The 19,170-nt window shown below is 61.4% G+C and carries 17 protein-coding genes and 1 pseudogene; 6 read left to right on the plus strand and 12 right to left on the minus strand.

The window, feature by feature from the left end; all coding sequences use genetic code 11:
* Window positions 1-54 precede the first annotated feature (54 nt).
* The 7 genes from AC2444_RS24535 to AC2444_RS24565 all read right to left on the minus strand — a co-directional run bounded on the left by AC2444_RS24535 (window position 55) and on the right by AC2444_RS24565 (window position 7,811).
* Entirely contained in the window at window positions 55-2,172 is a 2,118-nt protein-coding gene (locus AC2444_RS24535; protein WP_017996147.1) for a carboxy terminal-processing peptidase, read from the minus strand.
* 190 nt (window positions 2,173-2,362) lie between these two features.
* Complete coding sequence (locus AC2444_RS24540; RefSeq protein ID WP_128449382.1) at window positions 2,363-2,800, minus strand: MEKHLA domain-containing protein; 438 nt, start codon at window positions 2,798-2,800, stop codon at window positions 2,363-2,365.
* Between the two features lie 118 nt (window positions 2,801-2,918).
* Window positions 2,919-4,109, minus strand: coding sequence for a M20 aminoacylase family protein (locus AC2444_RS24545; protein ID WP_128449347.1), 1,191 nt, complete (start codon window positions 4,107-4,109; stop codon window positions 2,919-2,921).
* A gap of 71 nt (window positions 4,110-4,180) precedes the next feature.
* On the minus strand, window positions 4,181-4,960 hold the full coding sequence (locus AC2444_RS24550) for an amino acid ABC transporter ATP-binding protein (protein ID WP_017996144.1): 780 nt from the start codon (window positions 4,958-4,960) through the stop codon (window positions 4,181-4,183).
* A complete protein-coding gene (locus tag AC2444_RS24555; RefSeq protein ID WP_017996143.1) occupies window positions 4,957-5,886 on the minus strand; it encodes an amino acid ABC transporter permease in 930 nt (309 codons plus the stop codon). Before AC2444_RS24555 ends, AC2444_RS24550 begins: the two co-directional genes overlap by 4 nt.
* A complete protein-coding gene (locus AC2444_RS24560) occupies window positions 5,883-6,773 on the minus strand; it encodes an ABC transporter substrate-binding protein (protein WP_128406667.1) in 891 nt (296 codons plus the stop codon). Before AC2444_RS24560 ends, AC2444_RS24555 begins: the two co-directional genes overlap by 4 nt.
* 75 nt (window positions 6,774-6,848) lie before the next feature.
* Complete coding sequence (locus AC2444_RS24565; protein WP_017996141.1) at window positions 6,849-7,811, minus strand: substrate-binding domain-containing protein; 963 nt, start codon at window positions 7,809-7,811, stop codon at window positions 6,849-6,851.
* Between the two features lie 99 nt (window positions 7,812-7,910).
* On the opposite strand from AC2444_RS24565, the gene AC2444_RS24570 reads away from it, so the two are divergent.
* Entirely contained in the window at window positions 7,911-9,236 is a 1,326-nt protein-coding gene (locus AC2444_RS24570; protein ID WP_128406666.1) for an aminotransferase-like domain-containing protein, read from the plus strand.
* A 54-nt stretch (window positions 9,237-9,290) separates the two neighbouring features.
* Here the strand turns inward: AC2444_RS24570 and AC2444_RS24575 are convergent, their stop codons facing one another.
* Window positions 9,291-10,013, minus strand: coding sequence for a response regulator transcription factor (locus AC2444_RS24575; RefSeq protein WP_003562390.1), 723 nt, complete (start codon window positions 10,011-10,013; stop codon window positions 9,291-9,293).
* A gap of 13 nt (window positions 10,014-10,026) precedes the next feature.
* On the minus strand, window positions 10,027-11,265 hold the full coding sequence (locus AC2444_RS24580) for a GAF domain-containing sensor histidine kinase (protein WP_003562389.1): 1,239 nt from the start codon (window positions 11,263-11,265) through the stop codon (window positions 10,027-10,029).
* 280 nt (window positions 11,266-11,545) lie between these two features.
* Between AC2444_RS24580 and AC2444_RS24585 the strand changes: the two genes are divergently transcribed.
* From AC2444_RS24585 to AC2444_RS24605, 5 genes are all read left to right on the plus strand, one after another.
* Window positions 11,546-12,562: an ABC transporter substrate-binding protein gene (locus tag AC2444_RS24585; RefSeq protein ID WP_003562388.1), complete on the plus strand. Its 1,017-nt coding sequence runs from the start codon at window positions 11,546-11,548 to the stop codon at window positions 12,560-12,562.
* A 72-nt stretch (window positions 12,563-12,634) separates the two neighbouring features.
* The gene (locus AC2444_RS24590; RefSeq protein ID WP_032996975.1) at window positions 12,635-14,083 is read left to right on the plus strand and encodes a sugar ABC transporter ATP-binding protein; all 1,449 of its coding nucleotides are present in this window, start codon (window positions 12,635-12,637) and stop codon (window positions 14,081-14,083) included.
* Complete coding sequence (locus AC2444_RS24595; RefSeq protein ID WP_003550647.1) at window positions 14,080-15,027, plus strand: ABC transporter permease; 948 nt, start codon at window positions 14,080-14,082, stop codon at window positions 15,025-15,027. The genes AC2444_RS24590 and AC2444_RS24595 overlap by 4 nt, the downstream gene beginning before the upstream one ends.
* Entirely contained in the window at window positions 15,024-15,974 is a 951-nt protein-coding gene (locus AC2444_RS24600) for an ABC transporter permease (protein ID WP_017996139.1), read from the plus strand. Before AC2444_RS24595 ends, AC2444_RS24600 begins: the two co-directional genes overlap by 4 nt.
* 14 nt (window positions 15,975-15,988) lie before the next feature.
* On the plus strand, window positions 15,989-16,903 hold the full coding sequence (locus AC2444_RS24605) for an SMP-30/gluconolactonase/LRE family protein (RefSeq protein ID WP_017996138.1): 915 nt from the start codon (window positions 15,989-15,991) through the stop codon (window positions 16,901-16,903).
* 81 nt (window positions 16,904-16,984) lie between these two features.
* On the opposite strand, the pseudogene AC2444_RS24610 reads toward AC2444_RS24605, so the two are convergent.
* From AC2444_RS24610 to AC2444_RS24620, 3 genes and pseudogenes are all read right to left on the minus strand, one after another.
* A pseudogene (locus tag AC2444_RS24610) lies at window positions 16,985-18,001 on the minus strand (GMC family oxidoreductase); the annotation flags it as partial.
* Window positions 18,002-18,009: 8 nt separating this feature from the next.
* Window positions 18,010-18,789, minus strand: coding sequence for an SDR family oxidoreductase (locus AC2444_RS24615; RefSeq protein WP_128449346.1), 780 nt, complete (start codon window positions 18,787-18,789; stop codon window positions 18,010-18,012).
* Window positions 18,786-19,109, minus strand: coding sequence for a nuclear transport factor 2 family protein (locus tag AC2444_RS24620; protein ID WP_017996135.1), 324 nt, complete (start codon window positions 19,107-19,109; stop codon window positions 18,786-18,788). The genes AC2444_RS24615 and AC2444_RS24620 overlap by 4 nt, the downstream gene beginning before the upstream one ends.
* Between the last annotated feature and the right edge of the window lie 61 nt (window positions 19,110-19,170).

Raw genomic sequence — 19,170 nt, forward strand, 5'->3', positions numbered from 1 at the left:
CATAATGCCAAGGTGATCGCAAAGCTGCGCAACCGTTGCGCCGGTCAGCGACGATTATTTTCCGTTCGTGTTTCCCGTTTGTTTTGTGGCTGCCTTTAGCCCGCCTTGCTGCAAATCCGCCTCGTCGGCAAGAATGGCGGCGGCTTCATCGAGCAGGACGTCCTTTGCGTTCTTGCGAGCATTCTCGATGGCAATATCAGCGCTCAGGCTGCGCTCGCCTGCCTCCAGACCATCATCTCCACCCGGATCCTCGCCATCGCTCACTTGCGCTCGATCCTTGAACCGTTTCTCTCGAGCCGTCGCTTCTTTGCGACGTTCCGCTTCATTGAGGGAGATAACCCCTTTCTCGCGCTGTGCCTTGAGGTCGGCAAGGTCTTTTAACAAGCGTTGGAAATCCGGATCGCTTCCAGCCCGCGCATCATGGCGGCTTTGCAATGTCGGCAGCAACGTCGAGACAGTGTCGGAAGGCGTGTAATTCGCGGGCTTGACCTGCGCCCACGGCAGCGCATTGTCATAACTGGTCTCGCCGAAGCTCGTGGGATCGGTAAGTCCCGGTAAGCTGATATCAGGCGTCACGCCGCGCAGCTGCGTCGTACCGCCGTTGACCCGGAAAAACTGGGCAATCGTCACTTTCAGCTCCCCGAACTCAGGCTTGCTGTTGCGGACGATCTGGTCAAGGTCGACGACGGTCTGAACGGTGCCCTTCCCGAAACTGGGTTCGCCGACGATCACGCCTCGACCATAATCCTGGATGGCCGCGGCAAAAATCTCTGAAGCCGACGCCGAGCCGCGATTGATCAGGACACCCATCGGGCCTGCCCAGACAGGCGCTGCAAGCTCAGCGCTTTTGACCTCGATCTTGCCGTCGCTGCCGCGTTGCTGAACGACCGGTCCATTGCCGATGAAGAGACCGGTCAAATCAATCGCCTCGTCCAATGAACCGCCGCCATTGTTGCGCAGGTCAATCAGAACGCTGTCGACCTTTTCTTCCTTCAGTTCGTCGAGAAGCTTGGCGACATCGCGGCTTGCGCTTTTGTAATCCTGGTCACCTTTGCGCTTGGCTTCAAAATCCTCATAGAATACCGGCAGCGTGATGATCCCGATTTTACGCGTGGCGTCGCCCGCCTTCACGGACAGCACAGTCTTCCTGGCAGCCTGCTTGTCGAGACTGATTTTATCGCGCACCAGGCTGATGACGCGATGCGTGCCATCTGCTCCGGCATCTGCCGGCAGGATATCCAGCCGCACGACGGAGTCTTTTTTTCCGCGTATCATCTGCACGACTTCATCAAGGCGCGTGCCCACCACTTCTTTGATCGCCCCATCCTTGCCTTGACCAACGCCCGTAATGCGGTCTCCGACCGCGAGCTTGCCGGAAAGCTGCGCCGGCCCGCCAGGCACGAGCTCACGGATCGTCGTGTAGTCGTCGCGTTCCTGCAGCACGGCACCGATACCAAACAGCGAAAGCTTCATCGAGACATTGAAGTCGGCTGAAGCGGCCGCGCCGAAATAGTCCGTGTGCGGATCGATCGACGTTGAATAGGCATCCATGAACGACTGGAAAACGTCGTCGCTTTTAAACTTGTAAGCGCGCTCGAGTATGTTCTCATAACGTTTGTCGAGCGTTTCGCGGATGGCCGCGTCGTTTTTGCCGCCGAGTTTCAACCGCAACCAGTCGCTCTTGACGCGCTTGCGCCAAAGCTCATTGCTCTCGGCTTTCGACTGCGACCACGGCGCTTTATCGCGCAGCACCGAATAATTTTCCTGCGTACTGAAATCGAAGTCCTGCTTCAGCAGGCTGCGCGCATAGTTCATGCGGTCGACAACGCGCTGTTCATAGGCGTTGAAAATCGCAAACGGGATCTTCAAGTCCTTCCGTTCTATCGCATCGTCGATCTCGCTGCGATCGGACATGAACTTGTCGATGTCCGCTTGCAGGAAGAGCATGCGGTCCGGATCAAGTGACTTGATGAACTGATCCATGATCCTGGCCGACAAGGCGTCGTCGAGTGGAACGGGCTTGTAGCTATACCGCGAAAGAAATTGTGCGCTCAACTCAGCGGCCTGCGCTTGTCGCTTTAGCGGCGCCAAAACAGGCGGTGATGCGACTTCAGCATATGCGGACTGTGCAATTGCAAGAAATGCACCAAGGAAAACGTAGGCTATGCGCATTCAGCGTTGATCCAATTCTTGATGCCGAGTGTCGATGTGCGATCTATGTGACGCAATCATGGTTTTTTGGCAACCAAATGGCAAACGACATGGTTTGCAAAGTGGCGGAAACATATCCGCGCGTGGTCGGCGTCTCCGTAGCCGACGCTCAATCCGCCTGCACGTCTTTCCAGGAATCGAATGTCGCAGCTTAACCGCGACGGCATCCGATGCGGTCGACGAGATCCCAGACGATGGCGTTCTCGATATAGAAACGCCGCCCTGACTTGGCAATGCGAAGTCCGCGGTAGTCGGCGATAAAGCCGTTGGCCGCCACGGTATTCAACAGCCTGTCACGTTCCGCGCGATCGGGTGCCTCCGCCGAAAGGCGCGATGGCAACGTGATGAACTCGTCCCATGAATATTCAAAACAGGCCTGGGCGGCGCGGTTTGCGTAGATAAAGCGCGGATCGGCGTCGGTATTGTGAGCAAGGACCACCGCCGGCGAGTGGTCATACAGCCATTCGGCACCCTGGCCTTCCGGCGTCAGGCGGCGTCCCACGCTTCGTTCGAAGCTTTCCGCCATCAATGCGTAAAATTCGAGATCGTAAGACAGGTCGAGTCCGGCGTCGTTGTAGTTGGCAATCATGCTGCGCATCCTGGATTGCGGCGAGAGATGTTGAACTGATGTTCTCGCTACAAAATCCTTTTGCGCTACAGAAAGCGCAAGCTCCAAATGCGACGCGGTCAAGCTGGCGACCGGGACTTCAGGCGTCATCCTGGAGGTAGCGTTCCGCGAGCCTTGCCCACATGGCTGCGCCAACCGTGAGGCTGGCATCGGCGAAATCATATTTGGGACTATGCAGGATGGCGGAATTCATGCCGTTGCCGAGACGCAGGAAGCTGCCCGGCTTGTGCTCGAGAAAGTGCGAGAAATCCTCGCTGCCGGGAATGAGCGGGCAGGTCGCGACCTTGTCTTCGCCGACCAGTTCCGCCGCGACGATCCGGGCAAAATCTGTCTCATCGGGCGAATTGACGACGACAGGATTGCCGCGATCGTAGTTGATCTCGATCGAAGCACCATGACCGTCCGATACCGAACGGGCGAGCTTGGTGATGCGTTCCTGCAGGAGGTCGCGAATGCCAGGCTCGAAGGAGCGCACGCTCAATGCGAGCTTGGCATACTCAGGAATGACATTGACGGCATCGCCGGCATGGATCGTGCCGACAGTGATGACCGCCGTCTGGGTCGGGTCGAGGTTGCGCGAGATGATCGTCTGCAGCGAGACGACGAGGTTGCACGCCACGACCACGGGATCGATGGTCAGGTGCGGCCGCGAGGCATGGCCGCCTTTGCCCTTGATGGTAATCTCGACGGTGTCCGACGCCGCCATCATTGGGCCGGATCGCAGCAGGATGGTGCCTTCCGGAGCGCCGGGATGGTTGTGGAGGCCGAAGATGGCGTCGAACGGGAACCGTTCGAACAGGCCGTCGGCGATCATTGCCTGAGCGCCGCTATTCTTGCTCGCCTCTTCAGCAGGCTGGAAGATCAACGTCACCGTGCCGCTGAAGCGGCGGGTACGGGCCAGATATTCGGCGGCGCCGAGCAGCACGGTCGTGTGGCCGTCATGGCCGCAGGCGTGCATCTTGCCGGGGGTGCCGCTGGCATAGGCAAGTCCGGTTGCCTCGACGATCGGCAGCGCATCCATATCGGCGCGGATGGCGATGCCCTTGCTGCCCTTGCCGGCGCTGAGGCGGGCGACAACGCCGTGACCGCCGACATTGCGGGTCACGTCATAACCCCAGCCATCCAGCTTTTCCGCGACAAAACGCGCTGTTTCCGCTTCCTCGAAGGAGAGTTCCGGATGGGCATGCAGGTGCTGGCGGGTCGCCTTCAGCTCCGCCTCCATGGCTTCGAAATCGGAAAGGCGGGCATAGGCATTGTCGAGCGTGGGCATGAAAACATCCAGTATTGGTCGAAAAGGACGATTGCTCCGGCCCGAGGGTCGAAGCAGCGAGCTGACACCGGTCAGAGAAAACGGGCGAGAAAAGCCTGGGTCCGGGGATGTTGTGGATTGCCGATGACATCCTCGGGCTTGCCCATTTCGACGACATTGCCGCCGTCCATGAACACCACCCGATCGGCCGCCTCACGGGCGAAACCGATCTCGTGGGTCACGACGATCATCGTCAGGCCCTGTTTGGCGAGATCGCGCATGGTGGCCAGCACTTCGCCGACGAGTTCTGGGTCGAGCGCCGAAGTAGGCTCATCGAACAGCATCAGCTTCGGCTTGATCGCCAGGGCGCGGGCGATGGCGACGCGCTGCTGCTGGCCGCCGGAGAGCTGGCGGGGATAGCTACCCGCCTTTTCCGATAGGCCGACCCGCTCCAAAAGCCGCATGGCGTTCTCGGTCGCGGCCTTACGACTTTCTCCGTGCACGCCGATCGGGGCCTCGACGATGTTCTGCAGCACCGTCATATGCGGATAGAGATTGAATTGCTGGAACACCATGCCAATCTTGCGCCGCTGGCTGGCGATCCCGTTGCTCGACAGCTTTTCCAGCCGGTCCTTGCGGAGACGGTAGCCGATCTGCTCGCCATCGACTTCGATAAACCCCTTATTGATCGCTTCGAGATGGTTGATGCAGCGCAGGAAGGTCGATTTTCCCGACCCGGACGGGCCGAGCACGACGACGACTTCACCCGGCATGACGTCGAGGTCGATCCCCTTCAGCACTTCGAGCTGGTCGAAGGACTTGTGGACGTTGCGGGCTCTGACGAGGGGCTTTGCAATTTCGGCACCGGTCAATGGCTTGCCTCCTCGGTAAGGGTCTCGGATTTGGCGGCAGCGGTGTTGTTGCGCCGTTCGCTGCGGCCGTAATAGGCCTCGATATAGCTCTGGCCGAGATTGAGGATGGAGGTGATAAGCAAGTACCAGAGGACCGCGACCAGCAGCATCGGGACGATCTCGAAGGTGCGATTATAGATCGACTGGACGGAATAGAGCAGATCGGCCATGGCGATGACGCTGACGAGCGAGGTTGCCTTGATCATGCTGATCAGCTGGTTGCCCGTCGGCGGCACGATCGAGCGCATCGCCTGAGGAATGATAATCCGCCACAGCGCCCTCGCCTTGGTCATGCCGAAGGCTTCCGCCGTCTCGAACTGGCCACGATCGACCGAGAGCAGGCCGCCACGAATGATCTCCGCCATGTAGGCCGCTTCGTTCAAGGCCAGGCCGACGATCGCCGCCGTCATCGGCGTAATCACCGAATTGGTCTCCCAGCTGGCGAGCGTCGGGCCGAACGGAATGGTGATCGAAAGTTCGGGAAAGAGGGTCGAGAGGTTGTACCAGAAGATCAGTTGCACCAGGAGCGGCGTGCCGCGAAAGAACCAGATGAACAGCGATGCCAGCGACCGAGCGAGCCGGTCATTCGACAGCCGGGCGATCGCCAGTCCGAGGCCGAGCACGATGCCGATGGCCATCGCGACCACCGTCAGGCCCAGGCTGACGTAAAGGCCGTTGATAACAGTCGGATCGAAGAAATAAGCCGCGACGACAGGCCAGCCGAAATTCTCGTTGTGGGCGACGATCCACAGGAAGTTTGCGGCAATCAGGAGCACTGCCACCCACAAGAGGAGCCGGCCCGTTGGAAAGGGCTTGTGGGCATGGGCAACATCCCGGAAGTCCGCACCGCCAGACGGCGATGCGGCAGTCGTGCGGTCATTGCTCATTTCGGCAGGGCTCCACCAAGATTGAGACCGGGCTGCTTGATCATGTTGTTCTCAAGACCCCACTTTTTCATGATGGCGGCATAGGCGCCGTTATCCATCAACGCCTTGATCGAGTCGAGCAGAACGGGGCCGAGCGGCGAGCCCTTCGGCACCACGGCGCCCTGATAGAGGTCGTCGAAGCCATTCTTCTGGCCGACGCCGCTCAATTCCAACTGGCCGTTTGCCTGAGACACGAAATAGGTCAAGGGTGCCTGCGAGGAGAAGAAGGCGTCGGCGCGTTTGGAGCGGACCGCCAGGATAGAGCTCGGCTGGTCGGTATAGGACTGCACTTCGACCGCAGGCTTGCCGTCCGTCTTGCACTTTTCGACCTGGGCCTGGATCACCTTTTCGGCGGAGCCGCCGGCCATGACAGCAATGCGATTGCCGCAGGCGCTGTCGAGCGAACCGATGGCCTTCGGATTGCCCTTCTGGACGGAGAAGACCACGTATTCCTGAACCCAGTCGACGAAATCATTGGCCTCTTCACGGGTTTTGAAGTCACCGATCGGGCCGAAGGCGAACTGGTATCGGCCGGAATTGATGCCGGCGAGCAATGCGGTCAGTCCACTGACGGTTTCGTGCTCGATCTCGACGCCGAGCATCTGGCCGATCGCATCGGTCAGGTCGGCGCTGGCGCCGGTCAATTTCGTGCCGGTGACGATTTCATAGGGCGGAAAGGAACCGTTGTTGACGGAGATCATCTTGCCGTCCGTGCGGATCTTCTCCGGCAGGCGGGCGCGAAGCGCGTCGTTGACGGTCTGTTTTGGTATGGCCGTTTCCTCAGCGAAGACCGAAGTCGTCATCATCAGACCCAGCAGGGCGGCGGAAGCGATCAGTTTCGAGTGCATGTCATTCCCCTTTTTTTGGTTTGCGAAAATCGTGATTCAACGATGAGGCCTGCGAAGAGTTTCCCCAGGCCTTGTTCATCGCGCCTTGGCGTGCCACGGAAACAACTCGGCGGGCGTCAAAAGGCGCGGCATGACTTTCTGTTCGTAAAGTTCTTCGGCAAAATCGGCGATCATTGCCTCGTTCTCGGCAAGCCCGCTGATGTTCCAGTTCGGCGGCAGGTCGGCCGCGCAGCGGCGCAGTTCGTCGATCATCCAGGGCGTGGTGTCGGCGTATTTCTCACGCTTTTCCAGCCACAGACGCTGGGACTCGTCGATCAGCTCGCTGAGTTCATCCATGATCCAGGGATTCTCCCTGACGATATCAGCCTTGAAGCCGATCAGATGCATGCCCGGGATATAGCCAACCTCGTGGAAGTAGGTGACCTCAGCGGCGCGGAAATCATCCAGCACCTGGCGGAGCGGCGATTCCTGATCGAAGAAACCCTTCGGCATGAAAGGCGTGAACACGGCATCGAGCCCGCCATCCAGCAGCAGATCGACCATCGGACGCTCGCCGGGAGCAGCCTCGATACGGCCGGGCCGTCCAAAACCATCGAGCCGGTCGGCGATCGGATGAGCTTCCGTCAGGCGCCCGGCATACCACATGGCATCCTCGACGCCGACGCCTTCCCGGCGCAACGCAGCACGGGTCCAGGTGTTTCCGGAATCGCGCCAGCCGGTCACGCCGATGTTCTTGCCGGCCAGATCGGAGAGCTTGCAGATCGGACTATCCTTGGTGGTGATGATGCAGCGATGGCGGAAGCCGCGCATGATGAAGTTCGGCATGCCCAGAACCCGATCATCGCCATCATGACGCATCTGCGAATAGCGGCTGAAGGACATTTCCGCGGCGTCATGCGCCGCATCATCGGCGAGGCTGGAGACCAGCGTGCCGACGCGATCCACTTTGATATCGAGGCGGGAAGAACTGACATCTCCGAGGACGAGCGGTGTCATGTAATCCCAGTCCCGGAGGGCGATGCGAAGCGTCACAGGCATGCAAAAACTCACAAAATTGCTCGACGAGCGGCAAATTAAATGTTCAAAATGCATAGTACAAATGTTATTACGTTATTGAACATTTAAAGTGAGAGAAAAATGGGCGATACGGTCGAAGCCTCCTGGTTTGCCGAAAAAATAGCCGACCGCAGTATCAGGGGGATCGCTCTCGAAACGAGCGCGCTGATCCGTGCCGGTGTCCTGCCCATTGGGACGCGCCTGCCGGCGATCCGCGATATCGCTTACGAATTGCATGTCAGCCCGGCGACGATCTCCGAAGCCTGGAGCGAATTGCGGCGGCAGAAGATCATCAGCGGCCGGGGGCGCAACGGCACCTGGGTCAGCGGTGACCGCTTTGTCGCCAAGCCGGAACGCCTCGCCAGCTCGGGAAATTATGCGGCAGGTGTGCTCGACCTCACCTTAGCCGGGCCGGATGCAGCACTTCTTCCGCGGCTCGCCGAAGCGATGGCCTATGGCGCGTCCGTCGATGACCTCAACAGCTATGAGCGCAGCCGGATCGTCCCTGAGTTGAAGGACGCCGTTTCAGAGCGATGGCCCTATGAGGCGGAAGCCTTTCTGGCGACCAATGGCGGTTACAACGCCGTCTATACGATATTGCATGCACTGGTTTCCTCGGGTTCGTCGGTCGCGATCGAACATCCGACCGGGATGCGGCTGCTCGATATTCTGGAAGATCTCGGCGTAAAAATCATCCCTGTCGCCTGCGACGGCGAAGGCCCGCTGCCGGATTCGCTGCGCGAAGCATTGCAGCAACGTCCGGCGGCTTTCCTGTTCCAGCCGCGGTTGCATTCGGTGACCGGCGTTACGGTCAGTTCATCCCGCCTCGATCAGCTCGGCGATGTGCTGGAAGACAGCGATACGCTTATCATCGAGGATGACGGCGTCGGCGACGTGTCGGCGGCACCTCCGCAGTCGCTCGGCGACCGATTTGCGGAGCGGACGATCCATATCCTCTCACTCTCGAAAAGCCTCGGCCCGGATCTGCGTCTCGCAGTTCTGTCGAGTTCCGCGCCGATCGTCGACCAGATCCAGTCTTACCGTTCCTTCAGCGCCGGCTGGACCAGCCGTATCGTGCAAGGTGCCGCCGCCTGGCTATTGCGCGATCCGGCAACCTTGCAGCTTATCGCCGAGGCGCGCGAGATCTATCGGCAGAGGCGCGACGCTCTTGCCGATGCGCTCAGCGAACGGGGAATACCGATACCACCAAGCCAGGGCCTGTGCCTCTGGGTGCCCGTCGTCTCCGAACCATTCGCGATGGTGACGCTTGCCGCACGCAATATCGCCGTCAACCCGGGCAGCAAATTCTCCGTCCTGCCAAGCAGTCATATTCGCGTGGCGACCAGCACGCTCAGCGATCGCTGCGAGGAAGCCGCCGATGCGATCGCGCTGGCTCATGCGCCGTGAACGGCTGGGCCGCACCAGGTCTCTGATCCCCGTTCATTCCGCGCAAGTCCGGAACTACTTTCCCTCAAGCCATTCCTGCAGTTCTGCCTCAGCCCGCTCCAGAGCGCTGTAGTTCAGGAGTTTGCGCAGGAAAGCGACGGTGACGGCGCGGGCGCGCAAATTGAAGCGGCCGTCCTCGTGGTCGTCGCCGGCGCTCTGGTAGACGTCGAGCTTGTCGTAGAGCTGCTGCAGGCGGTTCTGCACGCTGCGCAGGGAAAGGCCCCGACGTTTGGCGATGGCCCGGTCGGTGAGGCCGAGCGCGATATCGACAAGGATCTCGTATTCGGAATCGGTAAAGCCGTTCGTCTGGCCGAGGCTCTTTTGCTGCAGGCCCCGCACCTCGCGGTCGATGACGCACTGGCTCTCGATGAAGATCGAGCGCAGCGCAAGCTTCAGCCGCTCGTCGGAGGCGGATTTCAGCACATAGCCATAGGCGGCGCCATCCGGCACGATGCGCGAGACGCCCCGTACGTAGGCCTCGTCCGAGTAATTCGACCAGAACAGGATGCGGGTCTCCGGCCGCTCCTTCCAGATGGTGCGCGCCGCCTCGATGCCGTTGCGGTTTGCCATCTGCAGGTCCATGACGATATGCGCCGACTTGTGGTCGCGGGCGAGCTTCTCGCCGACGGTTCCATTCTCCGCCTCGATCACCGTATCGCATTCCGGCAGAGCCGCGTTGACCGCCTCGTGCAGATAGGACCGGTGCAGCGGGTCGTCCTCGACGATCAGAACCTTCATTGCGCCCTTCTCCTCAGTTTGGCCCGATTGCCGGGTGGTTCGGTACGAGCGGTAGCACGACGCGCACCACAGTGCCGCGATTGTTGTGGCCGGGGCCGGTCGTGAACCGCGCCGAAATCAGCCGCGCACGGGTCTTCATATTGTCGATGCCGCCGCCGATCCGTCCCCGCGCCTTGGTGAGCCCGGTCCCGTCGTCGGAGATTTCGATCGACAGCCGCTCCTCGTCGGCCTCAAGCCGCACCATAACGGCCAGGGGCGCGGCATGGCGCACCGCATTGTTGATCGCTTCCTGGGCAATCCGAAACAGCGCGACGCTGACGGTCGGTTCCAGTCGCTCCAGTGCGCCGTGCGTCTCGTCGACAAGGCCCCATTCGATCCCCGATCCGCTGTCGCGGGTCGATCGGTCCAGATGATGTTCGATCGCTTGGGCGAGGCCGAAGAGCTGGAGCACGGAGGGTTTTGCCTGCTCGATGATCTGCCGCAGATCCTGCATGCAATGCTGCAGGGAACGGGAGATCGGCTCCAGCGTCTCGGGCGCCACCTCGCCGTGGCGCGACAGTCGATCGATCCGGCGGGCGAGCCGCGTCAGGTCGGCGAGCGTCTGGTCGTGCAGGTCCATGCCGATGCGCTGGCGTTCCTGCTCCAGGGCTTCGGTCAATTTCAGTGCACCTTGCCGCAAGCCCTCCTCGCGGGCGCGGGCCTCTGCCTCGACAATGGCCGAGCGTTGCGCCTGCTCGGCCGCCTGCAGCGCGAAGAAATAGGGCGTCAGCAGGTCGGCGATGATGCGGGCGCGTTCGATATCCTCCATCGTATAGACGCCCGCCCGGTGCGACGAGCAGGAAAGCGCCGCGATGATCGTGCCCTGCACCTTCATCGGCACATGCAAGCGGCTTCTCAGCGACTGTTCGACGATCGGCCGCTTGAACGCGCCCTCGAAGTGGAAACGAGGGTCGGTCATGGCGTCGTCCGCCAGCAGAAAATCCACCTCGCCCCAGAGCAGCGCGCGGATGGGGCTGTTGACAACAGGCGCACCGGCAAGCCCGCCCCAGGCGGTCTCGATGCCCGTCTCGTAGGCCGTGTGGTAGTTACCGCCCTCAAGCAGCACGCAGACATCGAGGTGGTCGTGCGGGATGATATGGGCGACCTCGGCCGCGACGGAACGGATAGCCGAGCGGAAGTCGAGCTGGCCCGCGAGCAGCCGGGAAATGCCGAGATAATGGTCGAACATGGCTGCGGGTACGAGATGCAGCATCGTCAGTTCCTCCCCGAGGCGGCAGCAGGCTCCTCAACCCGCCGCGACCCTTCGCAGTAAGCGCCCGCGGAAGCGCCGCCGTCTTGCGTAAACCCGCAGCTTGTTGCGCAAATCCCGCAAACGGATTGCCGCCTTGCCCCTGTACAGGCCGGTCGATCTCCCGCATCCTGCCCTTACTGAGAGGAGGAAGCTCAGTGCAAGAACAATTTTCACTCGGACCCAATTGGGCCGGCAGGAGTGAAGCGATCCGCCGACCAGCGCGATCATCAGGGAGGAAGACATGACAATCCGTAAGATGCTTCTGGCATCGGCCGCTATTGCTTGCGCCGCGATGCCCGTTTCCGCCTTTGCCGAGACATCGGCCAAGAAAATCGCCCTTTCCAACAACTATGCCGGCAATTCGTGGCGCCAGGCCATGCTGACGAGTTGGGGCAAGGTGACGGGCGAAGCCGTGAAGGCCGGCACCGTTGCCGCAGCCGACCCTTTCACCACCGCCGAGAACCAGGCGACGGAACAGGCCGCGCAGATCCAGAACATGATCCTGCAGGGTTATGACGCCATCGTGCTGAACGCCGCCTCGCCGACGGCGCTGAACGGTGCGGTCAAGGAAGCCTGCGACGCCGGGATCACCGTCGTGTCCTTCGATGGTATCGTCACCGAACCCTGCGCCTGGCGTATCGCCGTCAACTTCAAGGAAATGGGCCGCAGTGAGGTCGAGTACTTATCGAAGAAACTTCCGGACGGCGGCAACCTGCTCGAGATCCGCGGCCTTGCCGGTGTCTTCGTCGACGACGAAATCTCGGCGGGCATCCACGACGGTGTCAAGCAGTTCCCGCAGTTCAAGATTGTTGGCTCCGTTCACGGCGACTGGGCACAAGACGTGGCGCAGAAGGCTGTTGCCGGCATCCTGCCGAGCCTGCCCGACATCGCCGGCGTCGTAACGCAGGGCGGTGACGGCTATGGCGCCGCACAGGCGATTGCCGCAACCGACCGGAAGATGCCGATCATTATCATGGGCAACCGCGAGGACGAACTGAAGTGGTGGAAGGAGCAGAAGGACGCGAAGAGCTACGAGACCATGTCCGTATCCATCGCGCCAGGCGTCTCCACACTCGCTTTCTGGGTGGCCCAGCAGATCCTCGACGGTAAGGAAGTCAAGAAGGACCTCGTCGTGCCCTTCCTGCGCATCGACCAGGACAATCTCGAAACCAACCTCGCCAATACCCAGGCCGGCGGCGTCGCCAACGTGGAATACACGCAGGCAGACGCAATCAAGGTCATCGAGTCCGCAAAGTAATTCTCCCGGCGACTGCCGCGCATCCGCAGAAGGTCGCGCGGCATTTTTTTTCAAGCAGGCATGGCGGGCAGCATGGATGACGTTTTGAAGGCGGTGATCGCCGTCGATGGCGCCAAGGTGAGTTTCGGCGCAGTCAGGGCACTCGATGGCGTGACCCTTCGCGTCATGCCGGGCGAATGCGTCGGGCTTGTCGGACACAATGGCGCCGGCAAGTCCACCATCGTCAGCGTCATCAACGGCGGTCTCACACCGCACGAAGGAGGTGTGGCAAGCGACGGCGAACGGCTGGAGCGTTATGGCATCAACGCTGCGCGTGCCCGCGGTGTGCGCTGCGTCTTCCAGGAGCTTTCGCTCTGCCCCAACCTTTCGATCGTCGAGAACACGCGCATCATGCATCGCCATCTCGGAGGCTTCGGCTGGCGAAGGCGCGCCGCACAAATCATCGAAACGAGCCTCGACGCCGTCTTTCCCGGCCATGGCATCGACAGCAGCCGGGCCGTGGGGGATCTTTCGATCGCCGAGCGGCAGATGGTCGAGATATCAATGGCCTTTTCCGACGCCGGCATTGCGCCGCGTCTGGTGATCCTCGACGAACCGACCTCGTCGCTCGATGCAAGCCTTGCCCGGCAGATGCTCGACCATGTCCGCCGCTTCATCGCCACGGGCGGGTCCGTCATCTTCATCTCTCATATCCTGCACGAGATCCTCGAAACCTCCGACCGCATCGTCGTCATGAAGGACGGCCGCGTCGTCGCCGAGCGCCCGGCGCAGGGCTTCGACCATCACGGCCTCGTCGAAGCAATGGGCACTGTTGCGAAGGAGGAAACCAAGCGCTCGGCCCGCGAACAATCCATCGCTCCGCTCGTTCTGTCCCATCAGGCGAAGGGTCTTCCCTTTGCGGCCCGCAAGGGCGAGATCATCGGACTGGCGGGTCTGGCCGGCCATGGGCAGACCGAGCTCCTGCTTGCCCTGCATGCCGCCCAGTCGAGCAACTGGCTGCCCCAGCGCGATCCGCTCGTCACCTTCGTTGCCGGCGACCGCCGCCTAAACGGCGTCTTCGAACTCTGGAGCATCCTGCGCAACTTCTCCATCGCCTCGCTCGGTGACCTCTCCCGGCGCGGCCTCATCCTCGCGGGCGAAGAAGAGGCGAAGGGCGCCGACTGGAAGCGGCGGATCGAGATCCGCACGCCCCATATGGACAACCGCATCCTGTCGCTTTCGGGCGGCAACCAGCAGAAGGTGCTCTTTGCCCGCGCGCTTGCAACGCGCGCACCTGTCGTCCTGATGGACGATCCGATGCGCGGTGTCGACGTCGGCACCAAGCAGGAGGTCTACGCGATCATCCGCGAGGAAGCGGCGCGCGGCCGCACCTTCATCTGGTACTCGACCGAGATGGACGAGGTTCGCCTCTGCGACCGCGTCTACGTCTTCCGCGAAGGCCGCATCACGGCCGAACTCGCCGGCGACGCGGTCAACGAGAAGAACATCATCGCCGCCTCCTTCGAAGGGGTCGCCGCATGACGTTCCGGCTGTCGTCCGACGCCCTGCGTCTAGCCATTCCCGCCCTATCGCTGACGCTGCTGCTCGCCGCCGTCTTCTGGCTGCAGCCGCGCGCCATGAGCTATGTCGGGCTCAACCTGCTGTTCAACCTGGCTGTGCCGATCGCGCTTGCGACGATCGCCCAGATGATCGTGATGGCGGTCAACGATCTCGATCTCTCGATGGGCGCCTTCGTCAGCTTCGTCGCCTGCGTCACCGCGACCTTTCTGCGGGATGCCCCGGTGATCGGCGTGCTGATCCTGGCCGGCGCGATCGCAACCTATGCGGGCCTCGGCGTCGTCATCTATCTACGCAACCTGCCGTCCATTGTCGTGACCCTTGGCATGAGCTTCGTCTGGGGTGGCCTTGCCGTCCTGCTGCTGCCGGCACCGGGCGGACAGGCGCCGGACTGGGTGCGCTGGCTGATGACCGTCAAGCCGCCGCTGGCGCCGATGGCGATCGTCGCCAGCATCGTCATCGCCTTGGTCGCCCACCTTCTCGTCATGCGGTCGTCGCTCGGCGTGCTGATGCGCGGCATTGGCGGTAACCAGCGTTCGGTCGAGCGCGCCGGCTGGTCGATTGTCGGGGCGCGCGCTGCCGCCTATGGTCTTGCCGGCCTCTTTGCGGTGCTCGCCGGCATCGCCCTCGTCGGCCTGACGACCTCGGCTGATGCCAATATCGCGTTGCGCTACACGCTGCTGTCGATCGCCGGCGTGATCCTCGGCGGCGGCGAGTTCATCGGCGGCCGCGTTTCCCCGATCGGCGCCGTCATCGGCGCGCTGACACTGACTCTTGCCGGCTCGTTCCTGTCCTTCCTGCGCATTTCGCCGGACTGGCAGATCGGGGCTCAGGGCGCGATCCTGATCATCGTGCTGGCACTTCGGCTGATGCTGAACCGCCTGGAGAAGCGGGAGAAACGCCGATGACCCCGCTCCTGCGCCTGTTCCGCAAACCCTGGATCTGGTCCTGGCTTGCCGCCTTTGTCGTCTGGTTCCTGACGATCATGGTGACGTTCGGCGCCAGCACGCTTGGCCTGTCGCAGGCAGCACTCACCTTCGCGGCTTTCTCGGTCATCGTCGGCATCGGCCAGATGTTCGTCATCACGCTCGGCCCCGGCAACATCGATCTCTCGGTTCCCGCCACCATGACGCTTGCCGGCACGGTTGCGCTGAAGCTGATGAATGTCGAAAACGGCATGATCCTGCCCGGGCTTCTCGTCGCCATCGTCATCGGCCTTGTCGTCGGCCTCGGCAATTATGCGCTCATCAAGGCGCTGCGCATTCCGCCGATCATCGCCACGCTTTCCATGAGCTTCATCGTCCAGTCCGCAGCGATCTGGACGAACCGCGGATTGCGCATCAAGCCGCCGAGCGTGCTGGCGGAGTTCACCACGTCGAACACGCTCGGCGTGCCGAATGTGGCGATCGTCGCATTCCTGATCTCGCTGCTGGCCTGGTTCCTGCTCGAGAAGACGATCTACGGACGCTGGATCTCGGCGATCGGGCAGAGCATGCCGGCAGCGCGCATGGCCGGCATACCGGTCGATGGCACGCGTCTCGTCACCTACCTTTTCTGTGCGGTTCTCGCATCGGTCGCAGGCTATCTGCTCGCCTGTTTCTCCGGCGGCGCGGCGCTCAACATGGGCACGGAATATCTGCTGATGTCGATCGCCGTCGTCGTGATCGGCGGCACGGCGGTTGCCGGCGGCGATTCCAACGTACCGGGCATCTGGGGCGCATCGCTCTTCATGTTCCTGGTCGTCTCCATGCTCAATACTTATGGGTTCGGCGCGGGCATCCGCCTGATCATGACCGGCCTTATCATCATCAGCGTTATCATGCTCGCCGGCGGTCGCCGGGCCGGCATGCGATAAACGGGAAAACCGCCATGGCCGAGGCCAGCATTTACGAAATCCACGACCCGCGCTTCCGGCAGATGATCGTGACCAGTGCCGGTCTGGACGAACTCTATTCCGGCTGCCGCTGGGCGGAGGGTCCCGTCTGGTTCAACGATGCGAACCAGCTGCTGTGGAGCGACATTCCCAACCAGCGCATGCTGCGTTGGACGCCCGAGAGCGGCGTCTCCGTCTATCGCCAACCCTCCAACTTCACCAACGGCCATACGCGCGACAGGCTGGGACGGTTGATCTCCTGCGAACATGGCGCGCGCCGTGTCACCCGCACCGAGATCGACGGCTCGATCACCGTCCTTGCCGACCGTTTCGAGGGCGCCCGGCTCAATTCGCCGAACGATGTGGTGGTGAAATCAGACGGCTCGATCTGGTTCACCGACCCAACCTACGGTATCATGTCGGACTATGAAGGTTATCGCGCCGAGCCGGAGCAAGCTACCCGCAACGTCTACCGGCTCGATCCGACGACCGGGGCGCTTTCCGCAGTCGTCACGGATTTCATTCAGCCGAACGGCCTCGCCTTCTCGCCCGACGAGACAATCCTCTATGTGGCGGATTCGGCCGCCAGCCATGACGAAAGCCTGCCGCGCCACATCCGCGCTTTCGACGTGATCGACGGCATCAGGCTGGCAAACGGCCGCGTCTTCTGCCTGATCGACAACGGCATTCCTGACGGCATCCGCACGGACGTGAACGGGAACCTTTGGTCGAGTGCGGCCGATGGCGTGCACTGCTTCGACCCGGCGGGTACACTGATCGGCAAGATCCGGGTACCGCAGACCGTCGCCAACCTCACCTTCGGCGGGCCTCAACGCAACCGTTTGTTTATTGCGGCGACGCGGTCGGTTTATTCGGTTTATGTGGCGGTGAGTGGGGCTCAGGTGCCGTGAGGTCGCAATACAAACCGTTGCTACAAAAAGCTCGGCGGCCCGCCCCGTATGCTGGCCGCCGAGTGCACATAAATCTCTTCATCATATGGGCTGATTGAACCCTCCGCTCGTAAGGCCATGCATTTCCCGGATCAGATCGGCCGCCCGCTCTCCGATGACAACACAAGGCGCCATCGTGTTGCCGGTGGTGATGCGAGGCATGATCGAGGAGTCTGCGATGCGAAGGCCATCAATACCGTACACTTTGAGCTCGTTATCGACCACCGACATGCTGTCGCGTCCCATCTTGGCTGTGCAGGATTGATGCCAGTAGGTGACGGCCGATCTGCGGATGAAGTCAATCATTCCCGATCGATCGCGCGCGCCTGGCGCTGTCTCTCCCGTCACCAGCGGCGTAAACGCTTCGCTGTTTCCCAGTTCCCGGCATAGCTCCACCGCGACCAGGGCAGCAGCCATGTCTTCTGGTTCACTCAAAGAGTTGGGTTCGATTAGGATGGGGTCATTTGTATCCGGGCCGGAGAGCCGTAGTCGACCACGGCTTTGCGGTTGGGCGAGACCGCTAAACATTGTCCAGCCATGTTCGGGCGTTTGGAGACCCGTCTCGATCGGCGAAGGCACGGCGAACTCCAACTGGCACTGAAGAATGTCCGGCTGGGCAAGACGCGAGTCGCTTTTCCAATATAGTTTTGCTTCGCAGCCGCTACCACCGATGGTTTCAGGCTTTCGATATGCCCAGGTGCAGCCGAATGCGAGGTGATCCTGATGATTGCGACCAACACCAGGTAAGTGCTGAACGACAGGAATGCCATGAGCTTGTAACTCATCTTCCGGGCCTATACCCGACTGCATCAAGACTTTCGGCGTGTTGATCGCGCCAAGCGACAGCACCGTCTCGCAACGCGCCGTGAACTGACGTCGCTGACCATCGACAAGAACCTCGACACCAATCACCCGCTTGCCATCGAAGATGAGACGCGTGACCAGGGCATCGGTCAGCACCGTCAGGTTCGGCCGCGACATGAGCGGACGGACATAGGATCCGAACACGGATTCCCGCTTGCCATCTCGGATCCGCAGTTCAGCGATCGATGCCCCTCTGTCGGCGCCTAGGCTGTTGGCACTGTCCCTCCATCGATCGTATATTCGGTACCAGTGATTGATGCAGCCCGGTCCGAAGCGAGGAAGGCAATCAGGTTTGCGACCTCTTCCGGCTTTGCCGGACGCCCCAGCGGAATGCCGCCCAGCCCGTCCATGATGATCTTTTTGCCCCCCTCAAGGTCAGTTCCGGCCTGCTTCGCCAGGCGCTCTGCAAGGTGGACCGAAGCTTCCGTTTCGATCCAGCCCGGCGACACCCGAACGACACGAACACCTTTGGGCGAAACTTCCTTCGACATCGCCTTGCTGTAAGTGGAAAGTGCTGCCTTGGCTGCAGCATAGGCGGTCGTCGATTCTGGAAGCGGCAGGACTCTCTGGATGGATGTCACATGCACCACCACACCGTTTCCTTGAGCGACCATGCCCGGAACCAGTTGCCGATCCAGGCGAACGGCTGGAAAAAGGTTGAGCGACAGCTCCTTATGCCAGTCGTCTTCCGACAGTGCAGAAAATCCACCTCCGGCCGCTGAAGAGCCACCGAGCATATGGACGATGACGTCGACGCCGCCAAGGCGCCGCCGCGTGGCCTCTGCGACGATTGCACATCCCTCTTCCGTGGTCAGGTCCGCCTCGACGAACATTTCTTCCGACAGGCTTTCCGGACGGCCCCGCGCTGTCGTCAGCACCTTTGCGCCTAGCTCCCGAAACAGGCTGACGGTTGCAGCGCCGGTACCTTTTGTTCCAGCGGCAATGAGTGCGCGTTTGCCCCTCAGGTTGAGAAAGTCGGTCATGACCGGATCTCCAGCCAGACGATCCTGTCGTCCTTGAGGGTGAAGCCGTGGGTGAGCATCACCGGGCTACCGGGAAACTGGCCGCTCACCCTTGCTCGGACGATTGCTTTGTTGCCGTCAATCGCGGATTCCACGGGTTCTGCACGGTATTGGGTGGCCTTCTTCGCCGCCACCCACCACTCGCGGATTGCGGCGACGCCTTGATGGTGCGCTCCTTCGTCTTCGACGACGGCTTCGATCGCAAAGGTGTCCAGCAGCGCATCCGCGTCATTGCGACGGTCTGCTTCAAAGTACGTGTTTATGATACCGGGCATGTCCATTGTGTTCTCCTCATAATCTAACCGATACTTATCCCTCGACCATTGCGTAAATAAGTGGGAT

The sequence above is a fragment of the Rhizobium sp. WSM1328 genome (genome assembly GCF_057653715.1).